At 65.4% G+C, this 25,940-nt stretch carries 28 protein-coding genes; 13 read left to right on the top strand and 15 right to left on the bottom strand.

The window, feature by feature from the left end; genetic code table 11:
- From GEV01_RS11865 to GEV01_RS11815, 11 genes are all read right to left on the bottom strand, one after another.
- Positions 1-1,305 (bottom strand): hypothetical protein, encoded by a 1,305-nt coding sequence (locus GEV01_RS11865; RefSeq protein ID WP_152804519.1) that lies wholly within the window; start codon positions 1,303-1,305, stop codon positions 1-3.
- A 105-nt stretch (positions 1,306-1,410) separates the two neighbouring features.
- Complete coding sequence (locus tag GEV01_RS11860) at positions 1,411-2,535, bottom strand: ABC transporter ATP-binding protein (protein ID WP_152804517.1); 1,125 nt, start codon at positions 2,533-2,535, stop codon at positions 1,411-1,413.
- Positions 2,536-2,538: 3 nt separating this feature from the next.
- Positions 2,539-3,840 carry an MFS transporter gene (locus tag GEV01_RS11855; RefSeq protein WP_152804515.1) on the bottom strand — a complete coding sequence of 434 codons (1,302 nt, stop codon included), beginning with the start codon at positions 3,838-3,840 and terminating at the stop codon, positions 2,539-2,541.
- A 26-nt stretch (positions 3,841-3,866) separates the two neighbouring features.
- Complete coding sequence (locus GEV01_RS11850) at positions 3,867-5,360, bottom strand: glycoside hydrolase family 3 protein (RefSeq protein WP_152804513.1); 1,494 nt, start codon at positions 5,358-5,360, stop codon at positions 3,867-3,869.
- Positions 5,357-6,163, bottom strand: coding sequence for a carbohydrate ABC transporter permease (locus GEV01_RS11845; RefSeq protein WP_152804511.1), 807 nt, complete (start codon positions 6,161-6,163; stop codon positions 5,357-5,359). The genes GEV01_RS11850 and GEV01_RS11845 overlap by 4 nt, the downstream gene beginning before the upstream one ends.
- The gene (locus GEV01_RS11840) at positions 6,160-7,020 is read right to left on the bottom strand and encodes a carbohydrate ABC transporter permease (RefSeq protein WP_152804509.1); all 861 of its coding nucleotides are present in this window, start codon (positions 7,018-7,020) and stop codon (positions 6,160-6,162) included. Before GEV01_RS11840 ends, GEV01_RS11845 begins: the two co-directional genes overlap by 4 nt.
- 1 nt (position 7,021) lies before the next feature.
- Positions 7,022-8,236, bottom strand: a complete 1,215-nt coding sequence (locus GEV01_RS11835; protein ID WP_235914337.1) for an ABC transporter substrate-binding protein — start codon at positions 8,234-8,236, stop codon at positions 7,022-7,024.
- 114 nt (positions 8,237-8,350) lie between these two features.
- Positions 8,351-9,364 (bottom strand): SIS domain-containing protein, encoded by a 1,014-nt coding sequence (locus GEV01_RS11830; RefSeq protein ID WP_152805649.1) that lies wholly within the window; start codon positions 9,362-9,364, stop codon positions 8,351-8,353.
- A gap of 5 nt (positions 9,365-9,369) precedes the next feature.
- The gene (gene nagA / locus GEV01_RS11825) at positions 9,370-10,467 is read right to left on the bottom strand and encodes an N-acetylglucosamine-6-phosphate deacetylase (RefSeq protein ID WP_152804505.1); all 1,098 of its coding nucleotides are present in this window, start codon (positions 10,465-10,467) and stop codon (positions 9,370-9,372) included.
- Positions 10,464-11,198 (bottom strand): GntR family transcriptional regulator, encoded by a 735-nt coding sequence (locus GEV01_RS11820; protein ID WP_328595497.1) that lies wholly within the window; start codon positions 11,196-11,198, stop codon positions 10,464-10,466. Before GEV01_RS11820 ends, nagA begins: the two co-directional genes overlap by 4 nt.
- Before the next feature lie 4 nt (positions 11,199-11,202).
- On the bottom strand, positions 11,203-12,072 hold the full coding sequence (locus GEV01_RS11815) for a BadF/BadG/BcrA/BcrD ATPase family protein (RefSeq protein ID WP_152804503.1): 870 nt from the start codon (positions 12,070-12,072) through the stop codon (positions 11,203-11,205).
- 278 nt (positions 12,073-12,350) lie between these two features.
- On the opposite strand from GEV01_RS11815, the gene GEV01_RS11810 reads away from it, so the two are divergent.
- On the top strand, positions 12,351-12,620 hold the full coding sequence (locus GEV01_RS11810) for a hypothetical protein (protein WP_070267635.1): 270 nt from the start codon (positions 12,351-12,353) through the stop codon (positions 12,618-12,620).
- A 97-nt stretch (positions 12,621-12,717) separates the two neighbouring features.
- Here the strand turns inward: GEV01_RS11810 and GEV01_RS11805 are convergent, their stop codons facing one another.
- Complete coding sequence (locus tag GEV01_RS11805) at positions 12,718-14,052, bottom strand: head GIN domain-containing protein (protein WP_152804501.1); 1,335 nt, start codon at positions 14,050-14,052, stop codon at positions 12,718-12,720.
- A gap of 201 nt (positions 14,053-14,253) precedes the next feature.
- On the opposite strand from GEV01_RS11805, the gene GEV01_RS11800 reads away from it, so the two are divergent.
- The 10 genes from GEV01_RS11800 (at position 14,254) to GEV01_RS11755 (ending at position 21,190) form a co-directional block, all read left to right on the top strand.
- Positions 14,254-14,439, top strand: a complete 186-nt coding sequence (locus GEV01_RS11800) for a hypothetical protein (protein ID WP_043480370.1) — start codon at positions 14,254-14,256, stop codon at positions 14,437-14,439.
- Complete coding sequence (locus GEV01_RS11795) at positions 14,439-14,954, top strand: hypothetical protein (protein ID WP_152804499.1); 516 nt, start codon at positions 14,439-14,441, stop codon at positions 14,952-14,954. Before GEV01_RS11800 ends, GEV01_RS11795 begins: the two co-directional genes overlap by 1 nt.
- A gap of 18 nt (positions 14,955-14,972) precedes the next feature.
- Complete coding sequence (locus tag GEV01_RS11790) at positions 14,973-16,631, top strand: AAA family ATPase (protein WP_152804497.1); 1,659 nt, start codon at positions 14,973-14,975, stop codon at positions 16,629-16,631.
- Between the two features lies 1 nt (position 16,632).
- On the top strand, positions 16,633-17,313 hold the full coding sequence (locus tag GEV01_RS11785; RefSeq protein ID WP_152804494.1) for a general secretion pathway protein GspB: 681 nt from the start codon (positions 16,633-16,635) through the stop codon (positions 17,311-17,313).
- A 69-nt stretch (positions 17,314-17,382) separates the two neighbouring features.
- Positions 17,383-17,577 carry a hypothetical protein gene (locus GEV01_RS11780; RefSeq protein ID WP_152804492.1) on the top strand — a complete coding sequence of 65 codons (195 nt, stop codon included), beginning with the start codon at positions 17,383-17,385 and terminating at the stop codon, positions 17,575-17,577.
- Between the two features lie 66 nt (positions 17,578-17,643).
- Positions 17,644-18,189 (top strand): molybdopterin-guanine dinucleotide biosynthesis protein B, encoded by a 546-nt coding sequence (gene mobB / locus GEV01_RS11775; protein WP_152804490.1) that lies wholly within the window; start codon positions 17,644-17,646, stop codon positions 18,187-18,189.
- Between the two features lie 53 nt (positions 18,190-18,242).
- Positions 18,243-18,443, top strand: a complete 201-nt coding sequence (locus GEV01_RS11770) for a YjfB family protein (protein ID WP_152804488.1) — start codon at positions 18,243-18,245, stop codon at positions 18,441-18,443.
- Positions 18,444-18,725: 282 nt separating this feature from the next.
- The gene (locus tag GEV01_RS11765; RefSeq protein ID WP_152804485.1) at positions 18,726-19,013 is read left to right on the top strand and encodes a BufA1 family periplasmic bufferin-type metallophore; all 288 of its coding nucleotides are present in this window, start codon (positions 18,726-18,728) and stop codon (positions 19,011-19,013) included.
- A gap of 23 nt (positions 19,014-19,036) precedes the next feature.
- On the top strand, positions 19,037-20,701 hold the full coding sequence (gene bufB, locus GEV01_RS11760; RefSeq protein ID WP_152804483.1) for an MNIO family bufferin maturase: 1,665 nt from the start codon (positions 19,037-19,039) through the stop codon (positions 20,699-20,701).
- 30 nt (positions 20,702-20,731) lie between these two features.
- On the top strand, positions 20,732-21,190 hold the full coding sequence (locus tag GEV01_RS11755; RefSeq protein ID WP_152805642.1) for a DoxX family protein: 459 nt from the start codon (positions 20,732-20,734) through the stop codon (positions 21,188-21,190).
- Here GEV01_RS11755 and GEV01_RS11750 read toward each other — a convergent pair.
- Positions 21,187-21,477, bottom strand: coding sequence for a DUF883 family protein (locus tag GEV01_RS11750; protein ID WP_070361578.1), 291 nt, complete (start codon positions 21,475-21,477; stop codon positions 21,187-21,189). The genes GEV01_RS11755 and GEV01_RS11750 overlap by 4 nt on opposite strands.
- Before the next feature lie 149 nt (positions 21,478-21,626).
- Positions 21,627-21,845 carry an RNA-binding S4 domain-containing protein gene (locus GEV01_RS11745; protein ID WP_008446085.1) on the bottom strand — a complete coding sequence of 73 codons (219 nt, stop codon included), beginning with the start codon at positions 21,843-21,845 and terminating at the stop codon, positions 21,627-21,629.
- 284 nt (positions 21,846-22,129) lie between these two features.
- On the opposite strand from GEV01_RS11745, the gene GEV01_RS11740 reads away from it, so the two are divergent.
- The gene (locus GEV01_RS11740; protein WP_235914336.1) at positions 22,130-22,957 is read left to right on the top strand and encodes a hypothetical protein; all 828 of its coding nucleotides are present in this window, start codon (positions 22,130-22,132) and stop codon (positions 22,955-22,957) included.
- On the opposite strand, the gene fumC is transcribed toward GEV01_RS11740, so the two are convergent.
- Positions 22,954-24,345: a class II fumarate hydratase gene (gene fumC, locus GEV01_RS11735; RefSeq protein ID WP_152804479.1), complete on the bottom strand. Its 1,392-nt coding sequence runs from the start codon at positions 24,343-24,345 to the stop codon at positions 22,954-22,956. The two genes, GEV01_RS11740 and fumC, sit on opposite strands and share 4 nt — an antisense overlap.
- Before the next feature lie 154 nt (positions 24,346-24,499).
- Here fumC and GEV01_RS11730 point away from each other — a divergent pair, with 154 nt between their 5' ends.
- Positions 24,500-25,894: a type IV pilus assembly protein FimV gene (locus GEV01_RS11730; protein ID WP_152804478.1), complete on the top strand. Its 1,395-nt coding sequence runs from the start codon at positions 24,500-24,502 to the stop codon at positions 25,892-25,894.
- Positions 25,895-25,940 lie beyond the last annotated feature (46 nt).

The raw sequence follows: 25,940 nt of genomic DNA, 5'->3' as shown, positions 1-25,940 counted from the left end.
TTACTTGGCTTCCGCCGGTGCTGCTTTTGGCGGGTTCTGGTACATGACCCAGTAGCGCGCCAGGTCGCCGCGGCCGTCGGTGCCGCTGATGGTTTCCAGCAGCTTGAGCGACTCATCCTTCTTGCCGGCGATCGCCAGCGCGTAGGCCAGGCGCAGCTTGGCGTCTTCCGGATTCTTCGACACGCCCTTGGCGATACCCTGTTTCATCAGGTCGATGCCCTTGTCGGCCTGGCCCAGCGTCACATAGTTGTAGCCCAGGTTGACCAGGCCGACGCCGTCCTTGGATTTCATGGCCGAGTCGATGCCCTTGTCGATGTTTTTCGCATCGTCGGCGGCGCCCTTGTTGGCGCTGTCGCGGATCTTCTGCAGCGCGGCCTTGTTCTTGTCGTTCGGGATGGCGCCAGGGTAGCCCTTGTCCATGGCGATCTTCGCTTCGGTGAAGAAGCCGCCCAGCACCGCCAGTTCGGCGATTTCGGCGTAGTCTTCCGGCTCCATCTTCGACGGTGCGGCCAGCGCTTTCAGGCGGGCGATGTCGAGGTCCAGGCGCGGCGCGTAGGTCTTCTTGCCGCGGGTGCGGTTCAGCAGGTCGAACCAGTAGTCTTCGCTCGGGTAGTAGCGGGTCAGCTCTTCCACTGCTTGCAGATACAGCTCGGTGTCCTTGGTCTTGATGCCGACGTTGCCCAGCAGGTTAAGCTCGTCCTTCGGCGGCGTGGCGCCGGACTTCTTGGCGGCGGCGACGTCCTTCAGCGCTTCGGCCTTGGCGGTGGCGAAATCGTCCTTGAAGAAGTAGGAGCGCACGATGAACTGGCGCTGCTTGAGCGTGTCGCCCGACTCGGTGCCGTAGCGGGTGAACCAGGCGATGGCCTGGTCGTAGTCCTTGATGTTGCTGTAGTAGATGCCGCCGACGGCGTCGATGAAGCGCAGCTTGTCTTCAGGCTTCAGGCGGCCGGAGTCGATCATCGCGGCCAGCGCCTTGACGGTGGCTTGATGGTCGCCGCTGGCCTGGCCCAGTTGCACGCGCATCTGGTTCAGGATGAAGTCTTCGTACGGCGTCACGTTCGGCATGGCGGCCGCGGTGTCGATGCGGGTCTTGAATTCGGTGTAGTTCTTGTTTGCCAGCAGATCTTTGGTCTGGGCCGGGTCGATCAGTTTGTAGATCTCGGGACGCACGGCATCCTTGGGCGGCTCGGCCGGTTTGGCGGCTTCGGCGGCGTAGACAGGGGACATGCCCAGCATGGCCGGTGCGGCATTCAGGCCGATGGCGGCCAGGATCAGGCTAATACGAGCGAGACGAGTGTGGGACATGAATTATCCTTCTATCAAACAATTTAGAGGGCCGGCGGGTACGCCATGCCATCGCGACAGTGTAAACCCGCGTATTGTTACATAAAACCGGGCCATATTACGAATTCAAGCGTGTGCCGGCCCGCGCGCCAGCGCCCGGCCTTCGGCGTCGAATAGCAGGCAGCGCGACGGCGGCAGGTGCACGCGGGTGCGGCTGCCGGCGTGCAGCGGCGGCGCCTCGGCGGCCTGCTTGACGGCGATCATTTCGCCCACGCCGGCCAGCGTGGTGTAGACGATGGACTGGTCGCCCAGGTATTCGACGTGGCCGACGCCGACGTCGATGGCGTTGCCCTGCTGCGGCGCGGCGATGGACAGGTGCTCGGCGCGCACGCCCAGCGTGACGCGGTCGCCGCGCTGCGCGCCCGCGCCGCCATCCGCGCCGCCCGCCATCGCCACGTCGACGATGGCGCCGCCCGGCAGCAGCACGCTGGCCTGGCCGGCCGACAGCGCGACGATCTCGCCGGCGATGAAGTTCATCTTCGGCGTGCCGAGGAAGCCGGCCACGAACAGGTTGGCCGGGTGGTTGTACAGCTCATGCGGCGTGCCGACCTGCTCGATGCGGCCGGCGTTGAACACCACGATGCGCTGGCCCAGCGTCATCGCCTCGACCTGGTCGTGGGTGACGTAGATCATGGTGGTCTTGAGTTCCTGGTGCAGGCGGCTGATCTCCACCCGCATCTGCACGCGCAGGCTGGCGTCCAGGTTGGACAGCGGCTCGTCGAACAGGAACACTTCCGGCGTGCGCACGATGGCGCGGCCGATGGCCACGCGCTGGCGCTGGCCGCCGGACAGCTCCTTGGGCCGGCGCTTGAGCAGCGGGGCGATCTGCAGGATCGCCGCCGCGCGCTCCACCGCCGCCGCCACCTCGGCCGGCTTGCGGCCGGCCAGCTTGAGCGCGAACGCCATGTTCTCGTACACCGTCATGTGCGGGTACAGCGCGTACGACTGGAACACCATGGCCAGCTTGCGCTGCGCCGGGGCGATGTCGTTGGCCAGCACGTCGCCGATGTGCAGCGTGCCGCCGCTGATCGGCTCCAGGCCGGCGATCATGCGCAGCAGGGTGGACTTGCCGCAGCCGGACGGGCCGACGAAGACCATGAATTCGCCGTCGGCGATATCGAGGTCGACGCCGTGGATCACGGCCGTCTGGTCGTAGCGCTTGACGATCTGTTTGAGGCTGACGCTGGCCATCCGCTAGCCTGCGCGCACGGCTTGCGGCGCCGGCTCTTCCTGCTCCTGCGGCCGCGCGGTCATCGGAATGAGCTGCGACAGCACCGCCACCGGGATCGCGCACAGCATCACCCAGATGAAGAAGTGCTGGTAGCCCAGCGAGATCTGGATGTCGCCGCTGAACAGTTTGAACAGCACGAAGCCCAGCTGCATGATGCCGGTCGAGAAGGCGTAGTGCGCGGTCTGGAATTTGCCCGGCGCGACCACCTGCATCATGTACAAAATCAGGCCGACGAAGCCGAAGCCGTAGCCGAACATCTCGACGCTGAGCGCCACGCCGATCACCGACAGCTCGGTAGGCTGGAATACCGACAGCAGGTAGAACGCCACGTTGGGCAGGTTGACCGCGAGGATCAGCCACAGGATGGCGCGTTTGAGGCTGAGCCACGAGGTGAAGTAGCCGCCGGCGATGCTGCCGACCACGAAGGCCACGGTGCCGACGGTGCCGTACACCGCGCCCACTTCGGCGGTGGTCAGGCCAAGGCCGCCGAGGTTGCGCGCCTCGCGCAGGAACAGGGGGCCGATCGACTGCACCTGCGCCTCGCCGGCGCGGAACAGGATGATGAATACGATCGAGATCCAGATGCCCGGCTTCTTGAAGAATTCGACGATCACTTCCCACAGCGTGCGGGCGATGGCGCCGGCGTTGGTATCGGCCGTGACCTCGTTCTTCGCCAGCGGCAGCGCCCAGCCGTTGTACAGGCCCAGGGCGACCATGATGGCTCCCAGGATGCAGAAGCAGATGGTCCATGCCGGCACCACGCCGATGGTCTTCTCGAAGTGGCCGGCCAGCAGCAGCAGGCCGCCGGTGGTGAAGAACTTGCCGGCGTTGAAGAAGGTGCCGGTCCAGCCGGCGTATTTGGCCTGGCCTTTTTCATCGAGGCTGGTGATGTACAAGCCGTCGCAGGCGATATCGTGGGTGGCTGCCGAGATGCCGACCAGTGCGAGCATCGCCATGCAGCCCGCGAACCAGAACGGTGCATGCAGCGCCAGCGCCACGCCGCCCAGGCACAGGCCGCCGAAGACCTGGAAGCCGACCACCACCAGCTTCTTGCTGCTGGCCAGTTCCAGGAAGGGACTCCACAAGGGCTTGAAGACCCAGGCGAAGCCGATCAAGCCGGTCCAGTGATTGAGCTCGTCGTTGGGCACGCCCATGCTCTTCAACATCTGGTTGGCGACGATGGCCACCGCGAAGAACGGCAGGCCCTGCGCCAGATACAGGCTGGGTACCCAGAACTTCGGATTGCGTATTTTGTTGTTGTCCATATTGCCTCCTCCCCCTGATTGATTTGTTATGCGAAGCCGGGCACCGGTGCGTTGCCGGTGGCTTCCAGTTCGCCGCTTAGCCAGCCGTTGACCGCGTCCAGCGCCGGCTGGGCGAAGCCGTAGGTCATCAGCGACGGCGACTGGATGTCCAGCGCCTGATACGGATTCCACAGCGCCAGGTGCAGGTCCGGCTTCCACGTGCCGCGCGCGTGCTCGCCGTAGCGCAGGCGCGAGGTCGAGGCCAGGATCGTGAAGCGGCCGTCCTGCGGCAGGGCGCTCCAGTTGAAGGTGTCGGCGTCGGCGAATGTGGTCAGTTCGACGTCGTACAGGCGGCGCAGCGATGCGGCCACCGCTTCGGCCGGCACACCGGCTTCGGATACGCCGTCGCTGACCACGTCCTGGCGCACCACCAGGCGCACCTGCGCGCCGGCGGCCGGACGGGCCGGCGCACCGTAGGCGGTAAGGCTGCGGCGCCAGCCTTCGGCCATCACCACGCGGTCGGCGGCGTCTTCCTTGTACGAACGCGGTTTGCATGGATAGGCCAGCGCCAGCGACGCCAGGCGGTCCAGGCGCTGCTGCACTTCCGCCATCGTCAGCTCGCCCGAGGCGATGGCGGCGGCGATGGAGTCCAGCGTTTCGTTCTGCGTTTCGGTGGTGCCCAGCGCCATGACCATGTCGGCGCCCGCGACCAGTGCGCGCACGGCGGCGTTGCCCACGCCGTAGCGGCCGGCGATGGCGTGCATGTCCATGCCGTCGGTGATGACGATGCCTTTGTACTGCCATTCCTCGCGCAGCAGGCCGGTGAGGATGCGGCGCGACATGGTGGCCGGATTGTCCGGGTCCAGCGTCGGGTAGACGATGTGGGCGGTCATCATGGCCGGGGCGGCGCCGGAGGCGATGCGGAACGGCGCCAGTTCAAGGCGGTCCAGTTCCTCGACCGGCTTGTTCACGGTCGGCAGGTCGCGGTGCGAATCGACGTTGGTGTCGCCGTGGCCGGGGAAGTGCTTGACGCAGCAGGCCACGCCTTCCGCGTGGCTGCCGGCCATCCACGCCATCGCCAGTTCGGCGGCGCGTTGCGGCTCGGCGCCGAAGGAGCGCTCGGCGATCACCGGGTTGTGCGGGTTGTTGTTCAGGTCCAGCACCGGCGCGAAGTTCCAGTTGAAGCCCAGCGCCTTGACCGCGCGCGCGACGGCGGCGCCGGTGCGGTAGGACAGGTCGGTGTCGTTGGCGGCGCCCAGGCCCATGGCGGCCGGCGGCGCAGGCACCCAGGTCGAACGCACCACGGCGCCGCCTTCCTGGTCGATGCCGATCAGCGACTCCGGGCCCATGACGGCGCGCAGGTCGGCGGTCAGTTTGCCCAGCTGTTCGGAGTCGGTCATGTTCCCACGGAACAGGCAGACGGCGCGGATGCCGTTGGCCTTGATGAAATCGGCGGTGGCGGCATCGAGCACGGTGCCGGGGAAGCGGATCATGATCAGCTGGCCGGCGATTTTTCTGAGGTCGTTTTGGGTTTGGGTCATTTCACAGCTCCGTCCATGCCACGCATGAAGAATCGTTGAGTAAAGAGGAAGGCTGCCAGCGTGGGCAGGATGGTCAAGATGGTGCCGGCGGCGATCACGCGCGTGCTGCTGCCGAAGGTGCCGCGCAAATACAGCACGCCCACCGACAGCGGGAATTCGTCCGGCTTGCTCATCACGATGGAGGGCCAGATGTATTCGTTCCAGGCTTCGACCGCCGTCAGGATGCCGACCGTGGCGAGCCACGGTGCGATCAGCGGCAGCATGATCTTGCTGAAGATGGTCCATTCCGAGGCGCCGTCGACGCGGGCGGCGTCGATCAGGTCTTGCGGCACTTCCTCGAAGGCTTGCTTGAGCAGCAGGATGGCGACCGCCGTCACCACGTTGGGCAGGATCACGCCGGTGTAGGTGTCGACCAGGCTCAGTTTCGTCACGGTGATGAAGTTGACCAGGAAGTTCACTTCCGACGGCAGCACCAGCGTGGCGAGGATCAGGCCGAACACCAGCTTGCGTCCCTTGAAGTGCATGCGCGCCAGCGGGTAGGCGGCGGCCGAGCACAGGGCCAGCTTCCAGAACACGGTGCAGGCGGCGATGAAGACGGAGTTGCGGAAGAAGGACCAGATCGGAATCGCCTTGAACACTTCGACGAAGTTGTCGAACGAGGGTTTGTTCGGCCAGAAGGTCGGCGGGAAGGCGAAGATGTTCCCTTCGGTGGAGATGGCCGTCACCAGCGTCCACCAGAACGGGAACACGCAGACGACCGCGATCGCGCAGAGCAGCAGGTAGTGGGTGATCGTCTTCATCATCGGTGTTTCGGCTTGATGTAGCGAAGGCAGAGCAGGGCGATGCCGATGCAGAAGATGGACATGACGAAGCTGGCGGCCAATGCGCGCGGCAGCTTCAGGTGCTTGAGGCCCTGGTCGTAGGCGTAGTACAAGCCGGTGAAGGTGGAATTCATCGGGCCGCCCTGGGTCAGCACGTCCACTTCCTGGTAGGCCTTCAAGGCGGCCAGCACGGAGAGGATGGTGCAGACCATGATGGTCGGGCGCAGCATCGGTACGGTGATCTGCCAGAAACGCTGCCAGCGGTTGGCGCCGTCGAGGATGGCGGCTTCCTGCATGTCGGCGGGGACGGCTTGCAATGCGGCCAGGTACATCACCATGTACCAGCCAAGTCCGCGCCACAGCGTGACGAACATGATGGCGAACAGCGCCAGGCTGTCGTTGGAGAGCCAGCCGACCGGTGCGCCGACCAGGCGCAGCGTCGTCAGCACGTAATTGAGCGCGCCCTGTTCGTGGAACATGAAGCCCCACATGATGCCGACCACCGAGACGGTGGTGACGACCGGTACGTAGAAGGCGGCGCGGAAGTAGCGGATGCCGGGCAGCTGGTTGTTGACCAGCACCGCGAGGCCGAGCGCGCCGATCTGCACGAAGGGTACCATCAGCAGGAAGATCAGCGAGTTTTTCAGGCCGGTGACGAACATCTCGTTGTCGAAGATGTAGCGGAAGTTGTCCAGGCCTACCCAGTGGGTGTCACGTATCAGGCTGTAGTCGGTGAAGGCCAGCAGGGAGCCGAAGGCCACCGGCCAGAACGAGAACACGGCCAGCAGCGCCAGCGCGGGGGCGAGGAACAGCCAGGCGGTCAGGGTTGCGCGGCTCATTTCAATGGCTCCGCTGCGCGGCGAGTTTCTTGTTCCAGATCGCCACCGCCTGGTCCAGCGCCTGCTTGACATCCTGCTTGCCGGTGACGCCGGCTTCCACGGCCTTCACCAGGTAGCGGCGTAGTTCGTCGTAGTCGGTGATGCCGGCCACGTACAGCGTGTGCGAATGCGGCATTGAAACGGCGCCCGCAGATACAGCCTTCTCGGCTGCGCCGGCGCCCGGCGGCACGGTCATGAAGAAGGGATCGTTGGCCGCCTGCGCCATCGCCGGATACACGCTGGCCTGCTTAGCGAAGGCCAGTTGGTTGGCGTCGTTGGTCAGGTAGCGGGCGAACTTGCCGACCGCCGGCAGCAATTTGGCATCGACGTTTTTCGGCACGGCGAAGTGGATCAGCCAGCCGCCGTCGGCGATGCCGGTGGGGCCCAGCGGCGCGGGGGCGACGTCGGTGATGGCGTAGATGTCTTTGGCGTCGCTCTCGATGCGCTTGACGGCCGTCGGTGGCGCCAGCAGCATGCCGAGGCGGCCGCCTTTGTAGGCGTCGATCGCGGCGGGGAAGTTATCCTCGGCGAACAGCGCGTCTTTCAGCAGGCCGCCGGCCTTGTAGGTGTCGGCGAGCTTTTTGATCAGCGCGATGTGGGCGGGCGAGTTGAACACCGCCTTGCCGTCCTTGATGACGGCCAGCCCTTGCTGCATCATCAGGCCGTCGATCTTGGACAGCGCGGGACACAGGCCTGCTTTGCCTGTGCGGGCGGCGATCTGGCGGGCGAACAGCAGTTGTTCGTCCAGATCGCGCGGCGCGTGCGGGATGGCGGCGGCTTTGAATATCTGTGTGTTGTAGGCGATGACGGCGACGTTGCTGTACATCGGGAAGCCGTAGGTCTTGCCGCCGAAGGTCAGGTCTTCCAGTGTGCTGGCGAGGTAGCGCGGGCGGGCGTCGCCGAGCAGTGTATCGACCGGCGCGAGCAGGCCGTCGCGGGCGAATTCGTCGGCCCAGGGCACGTTCAGGTTGACCAGCGCGGGCGGAGTGCCGGCGACGATGCGCGTTACCAGCTTGGTCTGGATCACGTCCCATGGAAAGTCGACCCACTCGACTTTCACGTTCGGATTGCCGGCTTCGTAGTTCTTCACCAGCGTCTCGAAGTAGGGAGTGAATTTGGGCTTCATGCTGAAGGTCCAGAATTCGATTTTTTCAGGCGCTGCGAGGGCAGCAGACATAACCAGCGCCGCCGCCGTCATCCCCGCGAAGGCGGGGATCCATGCTGAGCGTGAACGCTGCTTCAGTATGGATTCCCGCTTTCGCGGGAATGACGGGGTTACTGGCAGCATTGCTTAGTTGGTCTTGGTGACTTTGCTCAGGTGGCGCGGGGCGTCCGGGTCCATGCCGCGTGCCGCCGACAGCTGGGCCGCCATCACGTAGAAGGCCTGGATCGCCACGATAGGGTCGAGATCCGGCGTCGCCGCTACCGGCAAGGTCAGGTCACGGTCGGCCACGTCGGCCGGTGCGGCCAGCAGCACACGCGCGCCACGGCCGCGCATCTCGGTCGCCAGTTGCAGCAGGCTCGCTTGCGTCGGGCCACGGGTGGCGAAGATCACCAGCGGGTAGCCTTCTTCGATCAACGCCATCGGGCCGTGCTTGATCTCCGCGCCGCTGAAGGCTTCCGCCTGCAGTGCCGAGGTTTCCTTGAATTTCAACGACGCTTCCAGCGCGACAGGGAAGCTGATGCCGCGACCGACCACCATGATGTTGCGGGCCGGGGCCAGCACTTCCAGCGCCGGCGACCAGTCTTCCTGGGCCGCTGCGCGCAGCGAGTCGGGCAGGGCTTCCAGGCCGGCCAGCAGTTCAGGATCGTTCTGCCATGCGGCGACCAGGCGGGCGCCGGCCACCAGGCTGGTGATGAAGCTCTTGGTGGCGGCCACGCTCTGCTCTTTACCGGCGCGCAGCGGAATCGACCACTCGGCGGCGTGCGCCAGCGGCGAGTCGATGTCGTTGACCAGCGCGATGGTGGTGGCGCCGCCGTCGCGGAAGTATTTGATCGGCTCGACCACGTCCGGGCTCTGGCCCGATTGCGAGATCGAGATCGCCAGCGTGTCGCGGGTGATCAGCGGCGATTTGTTCAGCGTGACCAGCGACATCGGCAGCGAGGCCACCACGCGGCCCAGGCGGGCCATGATCAGGTAGGCCGCGTAGGCGCAGGCGTGGTCGGAGCTTCCGCGCGCGATGGTCAGCGCGGTCGAGAAGGACGTGCTCCTCAATTTGCGGCCCAGCTCCGCGTAACGGTCACCATCGCTGGCCAGCTGGAGGGCTACGCAATCCGCTGCGGACAGGGCTTCTTTCAACATCATTGAGGTCACAACAATTCTCCTTCGATATAGACGGCTTTGAGATTCAGGTCACGGTCGAGCACTACAAAGTCGGCGTAGGCGCCGGGAGCCAAACGGCCCCGCTCTTGCAGGCCGAGATAGTCGGCCGCATACGTTGAGACCCGTGCCGAGGCGTCCGCCAGATCGAGGCCGAGTCCGACCAGGTTGCGCAGCGCCTGGTCCATGGTGAGGGTGCTGCCGGCCAGTGTGCCGTCGGGCAGGCGTACGCCGCCCATGCACTTCATGACGGTGTGGCGGCCCAGCATGTACTCGCCGTCCGGCATGCCGGTGGCGGCGGTCGAATCGGTCACGCAGTACAGGTGCGGGATGCAGCGCAGCGCGGTGCGGATGGCGCCGGGGTGCACGTGCAGCAGGTCGGGGATGAATTCGGCGTACTGCGCATGGGCCAGCGCGGCGCCGACCATGCCGGGCTCGCGGTGATGCAGGCCGGTCATGGCGTTGAACAGGTGGGTGAAGCCGTGCGCGCCGTGCTCCAGCGCGGCCACGCCGTCCTCGTAGGTGCCGAGGGTGTGGCCGATCTGCACGCGCATGCCGGCGTCGGACAGTTCGCGCACCAGCTCCAGGTGGCCGCCGATTTCCGGCGCTACGGTGATCAGTTTGATCGGCGCGATAGCTTCCAGGCGCTCGACGTCGGCCAGCTTGGCGGTGCGCGCGTACGGCGGCTGCGCTCCCAGCTTGCCGGAGTTGATGAACGGGCCTTCCAGGTGCACGCCCAGCACGCGCGCTTCGCCTTTGCCGCGCAGGGCGGCGGCTTTGCCTATGCCTTGCAGCGCCAGGTCGATGTCTTCCGGCGGCGCGGTCATCGTCGTGGCCAGCATGCTGGTGGTGCCGTGCTTCGCATGGATGGCGGCGATGGTGTGGACGGCGTCGCCGCCTTCCATCACGTCCTTGCCGCCGCCGCCGTGCACGTGCAGGTCGATAAAGCCAGGCAGGATATAGACGTCTTCGTTTTTCGACGGATCGGTGCTGCTGCCGTGGATGGCGGCGATGCGCTCGCTGAAGCTGATCTCACCGCGGACCCAGCCCGCCGATGTCAGGATATTGCCTTGGATTGCACTGCTCATCTGCGCGACTCCGCTACGAATTCATAATAATCACTGCGGCAATACGAGTGGGTCAGTTCCACCGCTGCGCCGTTGTCGAGATAGCTGACGCGGGTGATGTGCAGCATCGCCGCACCCGCAGGTATGTTGGCCAGGCGCGCTTGTTCGACGCTGGCGTTGACGGCGCGGATGTGCTGCAGCGCGCGCATCGGGATGGTGCCGTTGGCTTCCAGGTAGCCGTACAGCGAATCGGTGACGCTGTGCGGATTGGGCATGTACTGGGCCGGGATGGTGGTGGTCTCGATCGCCATCACCACGTCGTCGGCGGTGCGCAGGCGCTTGAGGCGCGCGACCGGCATATTGGGCGACAGGCCGAGCGACAGCAGCTCGACCGGCGAGGCGATGCCGATGTCGCGCTGCAGCCAGCGCGAGCCGGCGGTGAAGCCGCGTTCGCGCAGCTCTTCGGAAAAGCTGGTCAGGCGGGATAAGGGCTGCTCCAGTTTCGGCGTGATGTAGGTGCCGGAGCCGCGCTTGCGGGTCAGCATGCCGCGGTCGCACAGCATGTCGATCGCCTTGCGCGCGGTGACGCGCGAGATGTTGAGCATGTCCGACAGCACGCGCTCGGACGGCAGGGCCTCGTTGGCACGCCAGTCGCCGGCGGCGATCCCGTCGGACAGCTTGTTCGCCAGCTGCATGTAGAGAGGGGTGTCGCTATCGGCGTCCGGCTTGAAATCGCTCAACTGGGCTAGCACAGGCTTACTCCTTCAGACGTTGTTGGATCAGCCGCAAGGCACCTGCCGCGGAATCGCCTTGCGGCGTGACGATCCGCTTCAACATCGAGACCGGCAGGTAGGGGCGCAACGGCGCCGCCAGGCCGCCGCACAGCGCGATCGGCAGCTTGCCGCCGGCGTCGAGCGCGTTGCCCATCAACTCCACCTGGCGGCCCGCTTCGAGCAGGATGGCGCGCGCGGTGTCGTTGGTTTCGCCGTGCTGCAGCACGATGCGCGCCAGTTGCGCGTATTGCGTTTGCGTGGCCTTGGCCAGCCAGTTCTGCAGCGCGTCGCGGCCGCCGCCGCAGGCTTGCGCCAGGTCGGCGCTGAAGGGTGAGGCCGGCATGCGGCCGTCCAGCACCTGCTGCACGTGGTTGATGGCGCGCAGGCCGATCCAGGCGCCGCTGGCTTCGTCGCCGGCGGGGAAGCCCCAGCCGCCGACTTCGACGTGGACGCCGTCGGCGCGTTTGATCTCGCCGACGCTGCCGGTGCCGAGGGCGATGATGGAGCCGGGCTGGCCGCGATGCGCGCCGAGCACGGTGGTGTGGCCGTCGGTTTCCAGCGCCACGCGGGCGTAGCCGGGATTGGCGGCGACGAATTCGGCCGCCCAGGCGCGGTTGTGCACGCCAGCCAGGCCGAGGCCGATGGCGATCTTGTCCTTGCCGGGCAGTTCCAGGTCGGCGACGCGGAAGGCCATGGCTGTGGCGTCCTCGACGGAGGCCCAGGCGTTGGCGATGCCGTGCATCAGGCCGGATGGGCCGCTGACGCCTTCGGCCAGTTCTACGCCGTCGGTGCGGGCCAGGCGTACCCGGGTGCCAGTGCCGCCGCCGTCAACGCCGATTAAAAATTCGATCATGATTATCCGAGAATTCCGTGCCGGGATACCCCGTGGTGAGGGCACTATATGTTTGGCAAACCAGCTTGTCAACAGGTATTTAACTGGTATTAGAAAATATTGAAGTGGACTGGCGTTGTCGACTTGGAATGTATTTGTAAGTTATTGTTTTTATTGTGGATTGATGAATTTGACGGCAAGTGGTCGGGTGTCGTATTTGCATGCCACTTTGGTCTGCATTTGGTAGGGGAGGCGGTCGAGGGAGTACACTATGGCTTTAGTGCACTTTTGAAAGCAAGATGATGAACGATTACTGGGACGACTGGCAGAAGGAAGCGTTGGCTGCCGGCGTGAAGGCGCCGCTGGCCAAGCTGGGGATGGAAGTGATGAAGGCGAACCGCAAGAATCGCTGGCCCAAGCATTTTATCGGGCGGATGGAGGATGGTCCGATGATGCTGGCGATGTGTCTGGAAGAGCCGGATGAGACGGAACTGCTGTTTATCGAAAACCTGCATCCGTACGACGACAAACTGATCGCCGCCACCAAGAAGCGCCTCTGCTTCGACTAAAAAACACAGGGGTCAAGTCTGACAATTGGACACGAGCTCTGCCGTCAGCGATGCTTAGGGCAGAGTTCGTGTCCGAATGTCAGACTTGACCCCATTTTTAATCGCGCCGGCTCATGCCTTTGCGGTCGTAGGTGACGGCTTTGTCGGCGACGGTGACGGTGGCGTTGCCGGGGCCGCTCACCTTGACGTCGGCCTGGCTGGTCCACAGCTGGCGCGCGTTCAGGCTGCCGGAACCGCTCAGCTGCGCAACCAGGCTGTCGGTCTTGCCGTTGAGCTTGACCTCGCCGGGGCCGTGCATGTTCAGCTTGACGTTCTTGCACGCCGCCGTGGCGTTCAAATCGCCCGAGCCGCTGAGCTCGGCATCAAGCGCGTCGCTGATCTTGTTCAGGAAGATGTTGCCCGGTCCGCGGCTGCGCGTGACGGCACGCTCCACCTGCAGCGCTTGCCCTTCCAGATCCCCCGAACCGCTGACTTCCGCGCTGAGCACGCCCACGCTGCCCGACAGGTTCATATTGCCCGGACCGCTGAGCATGGCGCGCGCGCTCGGCGCTTGCAGGCCGCGCACCGTCAGGTCGCCCGAGCCGTGCACTTCCGCGTCGAATTTCTTGATGGTGCCGGCCAGGCAGGCTTCGCCCGGGCCGCGCAGCATGGCGCTGGCCGCTTCGGTGTTCATCGAGCAGGCTTCCAGGTCGCCCGAGCCCGACACTTCGGCGCGGATTTCCTTGCTGCTGCCGTGCAAGGACACCGAACCCGGCCCGCGCACGGCGGCGTTGATCTTGCCGGCGTGCAGGTCATCAATGTCGAGGTCGCCCGAGCCGCTGACGGCCAGGTTCACATCCTGCGTCATGCCGCTGGCGCTGACGTCGCCGGGGCCGCTCATCACCAGGTTCAGGCTGGCTGCTTTCAGGGTGCGCAGGTCGACGTCGCCGCTGCCGGAGGCCGTCACCGTCAGGTCGCGCACGCTGCCGCTGGCGTGCACGTCGCCCGGGCCCTCCGAGGTCAACGACAGCTGCTGGCCCTGGAACTGTTGCAGATCAACATCGCCGCTGCCGGAGTTGCGTAGGCTCTTCAGACCGGCCGCGCTGATACGGATGGTCATCGGCGGCTTGCTGTCCTTGCCCCAGTTGAAGATGAAGTTCCAGCCCTTGGTTTTGTTGCGCGGCTGGCGCACGGTGAGGGTGTCGCCGCTGACCGACGTTTCAATTTCGGCAAACTTGCGGCGCAGGCCGGACAGTTCGATGCTGTTGCCTGGCTGCGAAGTGACGATCACGCGGAACGGGCCGCTGATGGCGATGCTGCTGAAGGCCGCAACGGTGCGGGTTTCGGTGCCGATGGTGTCGTCCTGCTTGCTGTCGGCCCGGGCTGCGACGCTGGCCAGGGATGCCACCATCAGGGCGGATACCAGCGCGGTGTGTTTGATCGTCTGCTTCATTTTTATCTCGATTATGGGAAGTGGCGAGGATTGAACGATAGGGCAAATCCGGGCGGCGGGCGCGTGGAATGGGATGGACGCGCGGAACGAGGGGATCAACTGCAAAAAAACGGTGCTGAACCGTGATTCAACTTCGGTACGCGGCTACCGTTAATGTCATAATGGACGCAAGTACGTATTGCCGGGGTCAAAGGAGCGCACATGATCAGGTATATGGGAACCAAGAATACAGACGATGGCTCGGTGCTGTATATTTTTTTGATTAACGGCTTGCAGAAGGAAATTCGGGAAAGCGCCTTGAAACAATATCCTGGCTGTTACGAAGCCCTTCCGGCCACGGCCAAGGCGCGCATCAGCGCCAACCGGTCCTGGCTGCAAAAATTATAATGCCGTCCATTCTGTGCATGCTGCGCGGCGCGCTGGCCGCCGCCGCGGTGGCCGCTTGCTGCGCCGCCGGCGCCCAGGCGGTGCCCACCACCTTCGGCACCATCATCGGCAACGGCCTGCTGTGCCGCGACCAGACCGACAACCTGTACTACTACGATTATCTGCTCAAGGCCTTCGGCCCGGCCTACAAGCACGACGGCGGCGCCTACTGGTTCAAGACCGACGGCGCCAATCTGTGGGGCACGGCGATTTCCGAGGTCATGGTCAGCGACGATACCAGCACCTATATCTTCGTCGGCGCCGTGGCCGAGGCCAAGCCGGAGGAGCTGGAGCAGGCCATCATTCGCCAGGTCGGCCTGCATTATGCGAGAATCGACAGCTCGGCCTATCCGGTGCGCGAGGCCAAGCCGGCCAGCCGCATCGTGTATTTCGATACCAAATCCAAGATTTACTGCGCCAAGTTCAAGCCCTTGCCGCCGGTGCAGCCGCCGCCGGTACGCCAGCGCTTGAAGTAGCGCCTTGCCAGGGCCTTCATGTACACGCATTTCTTTAATCTGAAGCAGTCGCCGTTTTCCATCGCCCCCGATCCCCGCTATCTGTTCATGAGCGAACGCCATCGCGAGGCGCTGGCGCATCTGCTGTATGGCGTGGGCAGCGGCGGCGGTTTCGTGCTGCTGACGGGCGAGATCGGCGCGGGCAAGACTACCGTGTGCCGCTGTTTCATGGAGCAGATTCCCGAGAACTGCAAGCTGGCCTACATCTTCAATCCCAAGCTGTCGGTGGAGGAGTTGCTGCTGTCGATCTGCGACGAGTTCGGCATCGCGCTGGCGCCGCCGGGCGCGGGGGCGGTCAGCGTCAAGGGTTATGTCGATGCGATCAATGCCTATCTGCTGGCCAGCCATGCGCAGGGCCGCAACAATGTGCTGATCATCGACGAGGCGCAGAATTTGTCGGCGGAGGTGCTGGAGCAGTTGCGCCTGCTGACCAATCTGGAGACCAGCGAGCGCAAGCTGTTGCAGATCATCCTGATCGGCCAGCCGGAACTGCGGGCAATGGTGGCGCGGCCGGAGCTGGAGCAGCTGGCGCAGCGGGTGATCGCGCGCTACCACCTGGGCTCACTGAGCGAGGCGGAGACCGGGGCGTATATCGAGCATCGGCTGGCGGTGGCGGGGGCGGCGGCGATTGCGCCGTTTCCGCGCCGCTTGATGGGACTGGTGCACAGTCTGGCCAAGGGCGTGCCGCGCCGTATCAATTTGCTGTGCGACCGGGCTTTGCTGGGCGCGTATGTGGAGAACCAGCCGCAGGTGACGCGCAACATCCTGCGCAAGGCGGCGGCGGAAGTGTTTGCCCGGCCGGATGCGATGATCGGCGGGGAACTCAAGGTGGCGGCCGGCGCGCGTTGGCCTTTGGTGGCGGCCGGTGTGCTGGCCGGGGTGGTGCTGAGTGCGACGGCATGGCAGTTGGCGGCGCCGGGCGTCAAGCCGGTTGCGCAGGCGGCTTCGGCGCCGGCCAAACCGGTGATCAGCGCGGTTGCTGCTGCGCCGTCGGTGCCAGCGGCGGCGCCTGCGCCTGTCACGGCAGCGGTTGGCGGCAGCGCGGCGGCCTTGCGGCAACTGGCGGCGATCTGGGGCCTGGCGTTGCCGGACGGCGAACCGTGTCCGACGGCGGCGCGTTTGAATCTGCGCTGCTTGCAGGTCAAGGGCGGTATCGCCGATCTGCGCCTGCTGGATCGCCCGGCGATGCTGACGCTGCACGACGATCCCACCGCCGCCAACTACGTGTTGCTGACGGCGATGGACGAGCACAGCGCAACCATCGTCGCCCCCGGCGGCAAGCCGCAGAGCATAGCCCTGGATGCGCTGGCGGCGCGCTTCGGCGGCGAGTTCACGACCTTCTGGCGCGCACCGCGCAGCTGGCGGGATGAGGTCTCGGGCGGCGATCACGGGCCGGACGTGGACTGGCTGGCGCGGCGGCTGGCGCAAATCTATGGCTTGAAGAAGCCGCAGGACGATCTGCCGCTGAGCACCGGCCTGCGCGCGCGCCTGACCGATTTCCAGACCGAGCAGCATCTCAAGGCGGACGGCGTGGCCGGTCCGAAAACTTTCATCCGGCTGTACCAGTTGGGCGGCGTGCAGGAGCCGCGTCTGCTGGCCCGCGCGAACGCCGGCGGCAGCGCGGCAGCAGGGGAATAATATGTCTTACATTTTGGAAGCGCTGAAGAAGGCGCAGGCGGAACGTCAACTGGGCAGCGCGCCGACGCTGCACGCGCCCGCGTTGCATGGGACGGATCGCAAGGCTGCCGGCGGCGCTTTGACCAGGCCGCTGGTGCTGGCGGCGCTGGCGATGGGCGTGGCGATCATGGTGCTGCTGGTGCTGGTGTTGCGCCCGGCGCAGCCACAGCAGCCGGCAGTTGCTCCTCCGGCCGTAGCGGCTGTAGCGGTCGCGGCGCCCGCCGCGCCTGCCATCCCCGTCGCGCCTGCCGCGCCGGCGCAGACTGGAGCCGCACCGCTGGCGGCCGCCTTGCCGCCGCCGGTAGCCACCGTCACCCCCGAGCCGCGTCCGCAGCCGGTGGCCGAAGAGGCGCCCGCACCTGCGCCGGCGGTGGTGGCCGACAAACCAGTCAAACCAGCCGCCGCGCCGGAAGAGCCGGTCCAGAACCTGCGCGACCTGCCGGAGCCGATACAGCGCTCGATCCCGCATGTCACCGTCGGCGGCTACATTTATTCCAAGAATCCTGCCGACCGCCTGCTGTTGATCGACAAGATACTGCGCCACGAAGGCGAGGAAGTCGCGCCCGGCCTGATGCTGGAAAAACTGCTGCCGCGCGAGGCGGTCTTCAGTTTCAAGGGTTATCGCTACCGCGTTCCGTATTGAAAGCTGTCACAGGCCCGTCATGTGTGCATGATATTTTTCTATCATTGACATTCATGCACGGGAAACACGATGAAATACCTGAAATTGTTGCCTCTGTTGATAGCCGCCGCGTTCGCCGTTCCACGCGCCCATGCCGCCGAGCAGGCACCGTCGGCCCAGCAGGACACCGGCACCTACGCCGCCGCTGCCATCAGCCTCGGTTTGCTGTTGCTGGGCGCGCGCAGCTCGCGCGTTGAACCGTTCAAGGCCCTGAACGACAAGTAAGCCCCCGGCCTTCCACGATGTTGCTGCGTATAATGGCGGCAACAAGATGTCGTGGAGAGGTAGGCAATGCAGAGAGAAATTCCCGCGCGTAAGCGCACTGTCCTGGCGATCACCGGGACGTCGGGCAGCGGCAAGACGACGCTGCTGGAGTTTCTCATCGCCGGGCTGGCCGGACAGGGCTTGAAGGTCAATGTTATCAAGCACAGCCACCACGACCTGGAACTGGAGCCGCCGCGCAAGGACAGCGCCCGCCTGCGCATGGCCGGCGCCGCCGAGGTGATGGTGGCGTCGCCGTTCCGCATGGCGATCATCCGCGAACTGCGCGGCGCCCCCGAGCCGTCGCTGGACGAACAACTGGACCGCCTGGCGCCCGCCGACCTGACCTTGCTGGAAGGCTTCAAGGCTTATCCGATCGCCAAGCTGGAGGTCTACCGGCCCGCATCCGGCAAGCCGCCGCTGTATCCGCACGATCCGCTGGTGATCGCGGTCGCCTCCGACCAGCCCTTGCCGCCGGACTTGCCGCCATCGGTGGCCTGGCTGGATTTGAACCAGCCGCAGGCGGTGCTGGCCTGGCTGGGCGGCTATTTGAAAAAAGTTTCATCGAACGCCTAAAGTTACGCGCCGAACGTCCGTAAAAGTAGTGATACGCCTTACTGGAGAATCACATGGACGTTTCAGGTATTGCTCAAGCAGCAACCACGATCGCTGACACCGGCACCAAGCAGGCCGTCGGCATCGCTGTGTTGAAAAAAGCCCAGGATATCCAGGCGTCGAGCGCTGCTGCCCTGATCGAGGCGATTCCACCGGTGCCTTCGGCGCCGAATCTGCCTTCGCATCTCGGCAACACGATCAACACGACTGCCTGACCGGCATCGCCGCGGCCCGTTCGGCGCCGCCTCTCCCCGCCTGCGCGCCGACCGGTGCGCAGCGTGTCGGCGCGTTGCTGCGCCCGACGACTTCTCCCGATTTGAATCCAGTCAACAGAATGATGCGTATATCCGTTAATGCTGGTACGCTGCGTCTGCTTACGGGTCTCGCAAAAATTTTTTAAAAAACCTGTAAGGCTGGACCCTCGTTGGCCGACTACCGTACAGTTGCAGACGATTGCGTTGCACATCAAACTTAACTTTCCACTGAGGAGACTTACCATGAACAAACGCCAAGCCCTGATCGCCGCCGCCCTGGCCACCGTATGCGCCGCTTCCGTCGGCACCGCTTCCGTCGGCACCGCTTCCGCCGCGACCGCGTCGGCATCGGCTGAAAAAGAGAAATGCTTCGGCATCGCCAAGGCAGGCCAGAACGATTGCGCTTCGGCCAACGGTTCGCACTCCTGCGCCGGCCAGTCGAAGACCGACAACGGCGCCGCCGAGTGGAAATATGTCGCCAAGGGCACCTGCGAAAAAGCCGGCGGCAAAACCGCAGCGCCAGCCAAGTAATCAGCAGAGCCGGTCGCGCCGTCATGTCCTCGCCACGTCCAGCGCAGCAGTTGCCGGGCGTGGGCGTGGGGCTGAGGGCGCCGCATTACCGGCAATTCATCGAGCAGCGGCCGCGCGCCGCCTGGCTCGAAGTTCACACCGAAAATTATCTCGATCAAGCCGGCTGGGACTGGCACGTGCTGCAGCAATTGCGGCGCGATTATCCGATCAGCCTGCATGGCGTCGGCCTGGGACTGGGCTCGGCACGCGGTTTCTCCGAACATCATCTTGAACGTGTGCGCAGTCTGGTCGAGCGCGCCGAACCGATGCTGGTATCCGAACACCTGTGCTGGGGCGCCGTCGGCGACCGGCAACTCAACGATTTATTGCCGCTGACGCTGGACCGGGCCGCGCTCGACCTGCTGTGCGCGCGCGTCGGCCGCGTGCAGGACACGCTGAAGCGCCAGCTGCTGCTGGAGAATGTGTCGACCTATGTGCGCTTCCATCGGGACTCGATGAGCGAGGCCGAGTTCATGGCGGCGCTGGCGGCGCGCAGCGGCTGCGGGCTGCTGTTGGACATCAACAATCTCTACGTCAATCAATGCAACCACGGCGAGGACGCGCTGGCCGCGCTGGCCGCGATCCGGCCCGGCATGGTGGGCGAGATGCATCTGGCCGGCCATCTGGTGACGCCGCAAGCGGTGATCGATCACCATGGCGATACGGTGGCCGAGCCGGTCTGGCGCCTGTACGAGGCGGCCTTGCAGCGCTTCGGCGCGGTGCCGACCTTGATTGAATGGGATACCGATATTCCCGAGCTTGGCGTGCTGCTGGGCGAGGCGGACAAGGCCGAGGCGATGCAGCGTCGGCATGAGTCGGCCGCTGCGTCACGGCCAGCGTCGGCCATGACCTCGGTCGCTGCCGCGGCCATCGCGGACGAAGCGGACGCCACGCTGGCCGCCGACCAGCAGGCGTTCGCCGCCGGCTTGTTCGATGCTGCGCTGGCGCCGGCGGCGCTGGCGCAATTCAAAGGCGAGCACAGCGAGCACCGCTACGCCCTGTATCGCGGCAACCTGAGCGCGACCTGGAGCAAGACGCTGGGTGCGGCCTATCCGGTGATCCAGATGCTGGTGGGCGAGGAATTCTTCGGCGGCCTGGCGCAAGCCTATGGCCGCGCGCAGCCGTCGGACAGCGGCGACCTGAATCGCTTCGGCGCGCATTTCGCCGACTTCCTGCGCGTCTTCCCGCACGTGGCCGACTTCCCGTATCTGCCCGACATGGCGACGCTGGAGTGGACCTTGCACCGCGCCCACTACGCGCCGTCGGCGGACGGCGTGACGGCGCAGCAGATGGCGGCGCTGTCGCCGCAGCAGGTCGAGGCGGCGCGCTTGCAGCTGCATCCGGCGTGCACGCTGCTGGCGTCGGCGTGGGCGGTGATCCCGCTGTGGCAGGCGCACCAGGCCGATGGCGACGTGGCGTTCCCGCCCGAGCTGGCGCTGGCCAGCTGCGGACTGGTCACGCGTCCGCACTGGAAAACCCGGGTCCTGCCGCTGAGCGCAGCCAGCCATGCGGCGCTGTCGGTGCTGGCGGCGGGCGGCGAGTTCGGCGCGGCGCTGGACGCGGCCTTCGAGCTCGACGAGGACTACGACTTCGCCGCCAATTTGCAGCAGTGGATAGATTTTGCATTGATTGTCAGGATAGACGTCTAACGGCGACTAACTAATTTTGAAAGCGCAATGATGAAAACTATCCTCGGACTGCACCAACAATTATCCCGCTACGATGCGGCACTGACCGCGTGGGGCGGTTCCCTGATGAGCCTGGCGCTGCGCTGTTATGTGGGCTGGCAATTCTTCAAGGCCGGCATGGTCAAGGTCGGCGACTGGGGCGCGACGCTGTCGCTGTTCCGCGACGAGTACATGGTGCCGCTGCTGCCGCCCGAACTGGCGGCCTACGCGGGCGCGGCCGGCGAGCTGGTGCTGCCGGTGCTGCTGTTCGTCGGATTGGCGTCGCGGCCGGCGGCGCTGGCCTTGTTCCTGGTGAATGCGATGGCGGTGATTTCGTATCCGCAGCTGCTGAGCTTTGAGTGCCCGGCCGCGATCAACGACCATTTCTACTGGGGCGCGATGTTGCTGGTGCTGGTGGCCTTCGGCCCGGGCAAGGTGTCGCTCGATGCGTGGCTGGCGCGACGCGCCTAAGTCGGCCGGAAGGCGCGCAGCAGCTTGGCCTCGCCGGTCAGGTCCTTGTGCAGGCGGTTGGCGGCGGCGGTCAGCTCGATCATGCGGTCGAGCTGGACGTTTTCGAAACGGGCCAGTTCCTCGGTGGCGGTCAGCAGCGCCTGCGCCAGCTTGGCGCGGGCCGCCTGGTACAGCACGCCGTGGTACTGGCCGGTATTCTTCAGCAGTTCTTCGGCGTTCTCGATCACTTGCCGGAGGTCGTCGAGCAGGCGTTCCTGCGTTTGCATGTTGTTGGCAGGATCGTCCATGACGTTCCCCTGGTCGTAAAAAGTTGAAAAAGCCGGCTGGCGGGCTATCCCAATATAGCGATGGTCAAGTCCGCCGGTTTGCGCTCGATCAAACGCGCAACCCCGCATGACCTCAGCTTAGGCCATTATTGCTCAAATGCAAGAACCAATCACACGCCGTCAACACTGATGCGGATGTCGCCCACGGTCACTTGCTGGCCGGCGCGGATCTTGGCGGTCTTGCGCAACTCTTGTTTGCCGTCCACTTTGACGGTGCCGCTGGCGACCATCATCTTGCCGGCGCCGCCGCTGTCGCACAGTCCCACCAGCTTCAATAGCTGATTTAGCTCAACAAACTCCCCGCTCAATTCAAAACTTACTCTCTGCATTTTATCCTCTGTTGCTATGATGTGAAATCGGCTCTGCCGCTTACTTTCAGTAGTGTAGCGGCATTCCGACAGGGCCGCAGTTTACTCGACGAATACCTCACGGTTGAGATTGCTGTTGAGAAAAAAAGTTGCTATCCTGAGTTAACTGCTGAATATTTGTGCAGCATGATTTGCCCTCAGCGAGTTGCATCATGAACAAGCTCATCTGGCCCCTGGCCGTCCTGATTTGCCCGCTTTCCGGTTTGGTAAGCGCCGCTGCATCCGACCCTTTTTCCCCGCAACGATTGCCGACCGCTTTTGAAAAGCGGGCCAATTCGTCGCTGCTGTTCGAGGCGGCGGACCGGCAGTCCGCGCTCAGCGAGCAGTTGCAGGGCGATAGCGCGCCGCGTTACGGCGTCGGCTACAACGGCGGGCCGCGCCTGCACTTCGGCGCCTTGCCGGACAACCTGACGCTGCTCGATCCGCTGGGGCCCATGCTCAACGAGCACAGCAAACGGTTTCTCACCAGCGCGGATTTTGAAAAGAAAATGGGGCGCGCGGTCGGCATCCTGACCATCGGCGTGTTGCGCGAGACCGGTTCGGCGCTCGGCTCGCAGCAGTCGCCGGCGCTGGCCATGAATACCCGTCCCACCACCACCTTCACCTCGCTCTCGCTGGGCTATGCGCTCAGCTCGCGCAGTGCGCTGATGCTGATGGCGTCCTACGGCCGGACCGAAGGCATCGGCAATCCGGACAGCCTGATCGCGCAGGTGTCGTCGGTGCGCACCGTGGCCTACAGCGTGGGCTTGTCGACGCGCCAGGTGTTCAACAGCCACGACCGCCTGGCGATCACCTTGTCGGTGCCGGCCCGGGTGCGGACCGGCACGCTGCAGTACAGCGGGGCGTCGCCGCAAAACGGCGATCCCGGCGCACCGGCCTTCGGTGCGCCGACGCTGAACCTGCGGCCGACCGCGACCGAGCGCGACCTGGAAATCGGCTACACCACCATGTTCGGCCGCGATGGCCGCATGGGCAAGCTGACCGGCGCCGTGATGTGGCGCGTCAATCCCGGCCACGACGCCAACGCGCGGCCGGACTGGCTGACCGGCATCCGCTACTCCTACGGCTTCTAGGCGCCCGGACGGGTCATGTCCAGCGGCACTATCCACTGCTCGAACTGCTCGGCGCTGACGTAACCCAGCGCCAGCGCCGCCTGCTTCAACGTCGTCCCTTCGTGCTGCGCCTGCTTGGCGATGGTGGCGGCCTTGTCGTAGCCGATGTGCGGCGCCAGCGCCGTCACCAGCATCAGCGAACGCTCCATCAGCTCGGCGATGCGGCTCCGGTTGGGCTCGATGCCGTGCACGCAATGCTCCTCGAAGCTGCGCATGCCGTCGGCCAGCAGGCGCGCGCTTTGCAGGAAGTTGTGGGCGATCAGCGGCTTGTAGACGTTCAATTCGAAGTTGCCCGAGGCGCCGCCCATGGTGATGGCGACGTCGTTGCCGAACACCTGGCAGCACAGCATGGTGACGGCTTCGCACTGGGTTGGGTTGACCTTGCCCGGCATGATGGAGCTGCCCGGTTCGTTTTCAGGGATCGTGATTTCGCCCAGGCCGGAGCGCGGGCCGGACGCCATCCAGCGCACGTCGTTGGCGATTTTCATCAGCGCGGCGGCCAGGGTTTTGAGCGCGCCGTGCGCCAGCAGCAGGGCGTCGTGGCCGGCCAGCGCGGCGAACTTGTTGTCGGCGCTGCGGAAGGGTAGGGCCAGCGTGTGCTCCAGCTCGGCCGCGATGCGGTGGGCGTATTCGGGGTGAGCGTTGAGGCCGGTGCCGACGGCGGTGCCGCCGGCCGCCAGTTGCAGCACGCCGGGCAGGGCGGTGCTGATGGCGCGTTCGGCGAAGTCGAGGTGGGCGACGTAGCCGGAGAATTCCTGGCCCAGCGTCAGCGGCGTGGCGTCCTGCAGGTGGGTGCGGCCGATCTTGACGATGTCGGTGTAGGCTTCGGCCTTGGCGTGCAGGCTGTCGCGCAGTTGGCGCAGCGCCGGCAGCACATTGCCGGCCAGCGCCTGCGCGGCGGCCACGTGGATGGCGGTGGGGAAGATGTCGTTCGACGACTGGCCCTTGTTGACGTCGTCGTTGGGGTGCAGCTTGCGGGATTCGCCGCGCACGCCGCCCATCAGCTCGGAGCCGCGGTTGGCCAGCACTTCGTTCATGTTCATATTCGACTGGGTGCCGGAGCCGGTCTGCCACACGGCCAGCGGAAATTCGCTCGGGTGCTGGTCGGCCAGCACTTCGTCGGCGGCCTGGGTGATGGCGATGGCCTTGGCGCCTTCTAGCAGGCCCAGATCCAGGTTGACGCGGGCGGCGGCGCGCTTGACGCTGGCCAGCGCGTGGATCAGCTCCAGCGGCATGCGTTCGGTGGAGATGTGGAAGTGTTCCAGCGAGCGCTGGGTTTGCGCGCCCCACAACTGGTGGTCGGGGACGTCGATCGGGCCAAAACTGTCACGTTCACTTCTGGTGTTCATGGTTTTTCCTTTGGGCGGATAGGCAATCATGTGAGTTTGCTAAGTGCTTTCTAGTGTAGCGCAGTCTGGAAAAATTAACCTAGGGCTACAAAACCGGGAAATTCAGCCGTTATAGCTGATACACTTTTAGAATTCGCGGCCAAGCGACCACAACATGCAGCGCACACCTTTCCTGACCTTGATCTTTGCTTGCGCCGGCGCGCTGTCGCTGGCGGCTGCCGCGTCGGCGGCGGAACTGGGGGATGTGGCGGTGCGCTCGTTCATCGGCCAGCCCTTGTCGGCCGATATCGAGCTGGTGCAGCTGGCGCCGGACGAGGTGTCGGCGCTGCAGGTGCGGCTGGCGCAGCCGGATGTGTATCGCGGCGCCAGCATTACGATGAACCCGGCGTTGGCCAGCGTTCATATGTCGGTGGTGCGGCGCGACGGGCGCCAGTTCCTGCATCTGACCACGACCCGCAATATCGATGCCGAGTATGTCCATTTGTTCCTGGAGCTGAGTGCCGCCGGGCGCCATGATGTGCGCGCGGCGACGGTGTGGCTGCAGCCGGATCCGAATCCGGCGCCGCTGCCGTCGGCGGCGCCGGTGTTGACGGCGGCGCAGATGGCGGCGCAGGCTCGGGCGGCCAAGGCGGCTGAGGTGGTGGCGGCTGCTCCGGTTGATCCGGCGCCGGCTCCTGTGCGCGACCGGACGCGGCCGGCGCCGATGCCGGCTGCGCATGAGTCGGAGGTGGGCGAGCCGGGTGGCTTGCGGGTGGCGCCAGCGCCTACGCCATCGCGGCGGCCGGCGGTGCGTGCGGTGCCGCCCAAGCCGGCGGCCGGCGGCGAGGTGGCGCAGGCCGATGGCGGCGTGCCGCTGGGCGTGGCGCAGGCTTTGTTGCCTTTGCCTCCGTTGCCGCTGCCTAAGGGCGTGAAGCGGCCGGCGGCTCCGGCCGCTTGTACACCGTCCGGCATGGGTGCGAAGGAATGCGCGGCGCTCGATACGCATAGTGTGGAGTTGTCCACCAAGCTGGTCGAGCTGGAGGGCAAGGTGAAAGTGCTGCAGGGCGCTCTGGCGGCGAAGGGCGGGGCGGTTGCCGCGCCGGCGGCGGTGCAACCGGCGGCTTCTGCGGCACATGCGGTATCGGCTGCGTCGGAGGCATCGAGTGCGCCAGCGGCATCGAGTGCGCCAGCAGCATCGGCGGCGCATTCGGCATCGGCAAGCGCGGTGAGTGGAGCATCTGCGGCGGCGAGCGAGTCGGCTTCCGGGGCGGCGTCGGCCGAGGCGTCGGCGCCGGTCAAGAAGGTGCGCGTATTGCCCAAGCTGAAGTACAAAAAGGAAAAGCCGCCGGAGCAGCCGTCCAGCAATCTGCCGCTGATCGCGGGCGGCGCCGGGGTGCTGGCGCTGCTGCTCGGCGCGGGCGGCTTCTTCTATCTGCGCAAGAAACGCGGCAGCGGGCCCTTGAAAATCTGGCAAGGATTCCGCAAGAAAAAGCCGGCCGCCGAGGAAACGCCGCCGGTGGAGGCGCCGCCACTGCACGAAGTCACGCCGGAATCAATGATGGAACGGTAATAAGCATATAACTGCCGGCTCTTATCCAAGCGGGACGTTCTGGGGT

The sequence above is a fragment of the Rugamonas rivuli genome, from assembly GCF_009380165.1.
Classification (GTDB): domain Bacteria; phylum Pseudomonadota; class Gammaproteobacteria; order Burkholderiales; family Burkholderiaceae_D; genus Rugamonas; species Rugamonas rivuli.
The sequence above is the reverse complement of the archived record's forward strand: the minus strand, read 5'-3'. Positions and strand labels throughout refer to the sequence as shown.

Bases quoted from the DNA above. Each gene is read 5' to 3' on its own strand.
- GEV01_RS11860 (WP_152804517.1), bottom strand. From the start codon at position 2,535: ATGGCCAGCGTCAGCCTCAAACAGATCGTCAAGCGCTACGACCAGACG.
- GEV01_RS11755 (WP_152805642.1), top strand. From the start codon at position 20,732: ATGAAAACTATCCTCGGACTGCACCAACAATTATCCCGCTACGATGCG.
- GEV01_RS11850 (WP_152804513.1), bottom strand. From the start codon at position 5,360: ATGACCCAAACCCAAAACGACCTCAGAAAAATCGCCGGCCAGCTGATC.
- GEV01_RS11845 (WP_152804511.1), bottom strand. From the start codon at position 6,163: ATGATGAAGACGATCACCCACTACCTGCTGCTCTGCGCGATCGCGGTC.
- bufB (WP_152804483.1), top strand. From the start codon at position 19,037: ATGTCCTCGCCACGTCCAGCGCAGCAGTTGCCGGGCGTGGGCGTGGGG.
- GEV01_RS11785 (WP_152804494.1), top strand. From the start codon at position 16,633: ATGTCTTACATTTTGGAAGCGCTGAAGAAGGCGCAGGCGGAACGTCAA.
- GEV01_RS11800 (WP_043480370.1), top strand. From the start codon at position 14,254: ATGATCAGGTATATGGGAACCAAGAATACAGACGATGGCTCGGTGCTG.
- GEV01_RS11770 (WP_152804488.1), top strand. From the start codon at position 18,243: ATGGACGTTTCAGGTATTGCTCAAGCAGCAACCACGATCGCTGACACC.
- fumC (WP_152804479.1), bottom strand. From the start codon at position 24,345: ATGAACACCAGAAGTGAACGTGACAGTTTTGGCCCGATCGACGTCCCC.
- GEV01_RS11795 (WP_152804499.1), top strand. From the start codon at position 14,439: ATGCCGTCCATTCTGTGCATGCTGCGCGGCGCGCTGGCCGCCGCCGCG.
- GEV01_RS11815 (WP_152804503.1), bottom strand. From the start codon at position 12,072: ATGATCGAATTTTTAATCGGCGTTGACGGCGGCGGCACTGGCACCCGG.
- GEV01_RS11730 (WP_152804478.1), top strand. From the start codon at position 24,500: ATGCAGCGCACACCTTTCCTGACCTTGATCTTTGCTTGCGCCGGCGCG.
- GEV01_RS11790 (WP_152804497.1), top strand. From the start codon at position 14,973: ATGTACACGCATTTCTTTAATCTGAAGCAGTCGCCGTTTTCCATCGCC.
- GEV01_RS11805 (WP_152804501.1), bottom strand. From the start codon at position 14,052: ATGAAGCAGACGATCAAACACACCGCGCTGGTATCCGCCCTGATGGTG.
- GEV01_RS11855 (WP_152804515.1), bottom strand. From the start codon at position 3,840: ATGGACAACAACAAAATACGCAATCCGAAGTTCTGGGTACCCAGCCTG.
- mobB (WP_152804490.1), top strand. From the start codon at position 17,644: ATGCAGAGAGAAATTCCCGCGCGTAAGCGCACTGTCCTGGCGATCACC.
- GEV01_RS11835 (WP_235914337.1), bottom strand. From the start codon at position 8,236: ATGTCTGCTGCCCTCGCAGCGCCTGAAAAAATCGAATTCTGGACCTTC.
- GEV01_RS11765 (WP_152804485.1), top strand. From the start codon at position 18,726: ATGAACAAACGCCAAGCCCTGATCGCCGCCGCCCTGGCCACCGTATGC.
- nagA (WP_152804505.1), bottom strand. From the start codon at position 10,467: ATGAGCAGTGCAATCCAAGGCAATATCCTGACATCGGCGGGCTGGGTC.
- GEV01_RS11780 (WP_152804492.1), top strand. From the start codon at position 17,383: ATGAAATACCTGAAATTGTTGCCTCTGTTGATAGCCGCCGCGTTCGCC.
- GEV01_RS11830 (WP_152805649.1), bottom strand. From the start codon at position 9,364: ATGATGTTGAAAGAAGCCCTGTCCGCAGCGGATTGCGTAGCCCTCCAG.
- GEV01_RS11865 (WP_152804519.1), bottom strand. From the start codon at position 1,305: ATGTCCCACACTCGTCTCGCTCGTATTAGCCTGATCCTGGCCGCCATC.
- GEV01_RS11840 (WP_152804509.1), bottom strand. From the start codon at position 7,020: ATGAGCCGCGCAACCCTGACCGCCTGGCTGTTCCTCGCCCCCGCGCTG.
- GEV01_RS11745 (WP_008446085.1), bottom strand. From the start codon at position 21,845: ATGCAGAGAGTAAGTTTTGAATTGAGCGGGGAGTTTGTTGAGCTAAAT.
- GEV01_RS11750 (WP_070361578.1), bottom strand. From the start codon at position 21,477: ATGGACGATCCTGCCAACAACATGCAAACGCAGGAACGCCTGCTCGAC.
- GEV01_RS11810 (WP_070267635.1), top strand. From the start codon at position 12,351: ATGATGAACGATTACTGGGACGACTGGCAGAAGGAAGCGTTGGCTGCC.